The sequence below is a fragment of the Chryseobacterium sp. SN22 genome (genome assembly GCF_008329705.1).
GTDB lineage: Bacteria > Bacteroidota > Bacteroidia > Flavobacteriales > Weeksellaceae > Chryseobacterium.
In genome coordinates this window covers 1-1,384 of sequence record NZ_VTSX01000058.1, presented here as the reverse complement: position 1 = coordinate 1,384, position 1,384 = coordinate 1, and the positions used below count along the sequence as shown (strand labels likewise).

At 33.3% G+C, this 1,384-nt stretch carries 1 protein-coding gene; it reads left to right on the top strand.

All coding sequences use genetic code 11. The features are described from left to right. Nucleotides 1-382: 382 nt before the first annotated feature. The gene (locus FY557_RS19945) at nucleotides 383-1,060 is read left to right on the top strand and encodes an RHS repeat-associated core domain-containing protein (protein WP_228451856.1); all 678 of its coding nucleotides are present in this window, start codon (nucleotides 383-385) and stop codon (nucleotides 1,058-1,060) included. The last annotated feature ends 324 nt before the right edge of the window (nucleotides 1,061-1,384 follow it).

Below are 1,384 nucleotides of genomic sequence, written 5' to 3'. Positions count from 1 at the left end.
GTATTTGCATTTCTTACCAAAAAAGATACATTGTTTGCAGATAATAGATTAGAATTTTGGAGGTATAAAGATAAAGGTATTTCATATAAGCTAAATGATTCTTCAAAAAACATCATACTAAAACATTATAAGCTGAATCGTAACCAACAATAATATATTCCTACACTGGCGCGAGCGTCTGCTCGTATTGGTATATAAAAATAAACTCACTGCAAAGCGGTGGGTTTTATATATCAGTAAAAAGACCTATTTATAGATTATCTACCATTAATATCTATAGAACAATGCCTTGGAAAACCGTTATATTTACCGGTATGTGGATCACCTTGGAAACGTAAGGGTAAATTATGCAAAGGACAGAAGGGGCCAGGGGAATCTCTAGATCACCAATACCAATACCTATTATGCATTTGGGATAAATCATATCGGGGGAGTGAAAAGTATGCTGGGAGGATACAGGAATTACAAATACAACGGCAAGGAAATCCAGGAATCCGGGATGTATGATTACGGTGCAAGGTTTTATATGCCGGATATTGGACGATGGGGTGTGGTGGACCCGTTAGCTGAAACTTCGAGACGTTGGAGTACTTATACTTATGCTTATAATAATCCAATACGTTTTATTGATCCGGATGGAATGCAGAATCAAGATATAATATTCGGAAAAAGTGTTTCCGCTGATACCCAAAATAAAATCGTAAGTGATTTAGAAAAAGAAACAGGATTGAAATTATCGGTTGGAGATGATGGAAAATTAAGTTACCAAGAGTCTACTGATGCGGGAGGAAGTAAAACGGCTCGTGATATGTTAAAGGGAGCTATTGATAATCACCGAACAGAATATCAAATCAATTCAGATAATTCTAAAGGAACATCTATTGACCCGACAGGTTCTCGTGGAGAAGTAATCGATGGATTTTATGATGCAACTGTAACATATGATCTAAATATTAATACCGATCAGATTGATAAATTTATAGCAGGAACGAGTGAAGCTCTTAATCCTTTAACCATGGGCTATGGTATGTCTACCTTACACGAAATAAGTCATGAATAAAATAATTTGTTAGATCAAAATTTAATTTATGGGTTAGCTGGTCCAAATGAAAAAATTATAAATACAATTAGAACAGAATTAGATGCTTCTGGACAGTTTAACTTGCCATTTGGACAAAGAAAATCATATAGTCCGATGGAAATTTATATAAAGGAAAATCACATAATTTTACTCCCTTTGAAAGCGCTCCTGCCGTTATGCAATATGATTTTAATAAAATCAATATCAAGAAAAATTTATTTATACTAACTCCAAAAACTAAATAATGAAATATCTAATAATAATTTTATTCTTATGCTTTAATGTAATATCTGCACAATGTAT